The organism is Achromobacter sp. SIMBA_011 (assembly GCF_046535435.1).
GTDB lineage: Bacteria > Pseudomonadota > Gammaproteobacteria > Burkholderiales > Burkholderiaceae_B > Achromobacter > Achromobacter dolens.
Genome location: NZ_JAWRWN010000647.1, coordinates 1 through 264, shown reverse-complemented (window position 1 = coordinate 264; position 264 = coordinate 1). Strand labels below are relative to the sequence as shown.

General features: G+C 67.4%; 1 pseudogene. It reads right to left on the bottom strand.

Features of this window, described 5'->3' with window-relative positions:
* Positions 1-264: pseudogene (locus SB816_RS32545) on the bottom strand (spermidine synthase); the annotation flags it as partial.

Here is a 264-nt window from a genome sequence, read left to right as displayed (position 1 = left end):
CGACGTAGTCGGCGCCGTCCGCACACACCACCGCGAAGCGCGCATCGTCGTGCGGAATCCGGAACACGTCGCGCAACGCAATCACCTGCGGATTGATCTCGACCGCCTCCATCGCGCTGTCGGGCAAGTGGCGGTAACAGTACTTCGCGAGCGATCCGCCGCCGAGCCCGAGCATGCTGATGCGCGCGGGCGCCGGCTGCAGCAGCAGGAAGCCCATCATCACGCGCGTGTAGCCGAGTTCGAGCCGGACCGGATCCTTCAGCG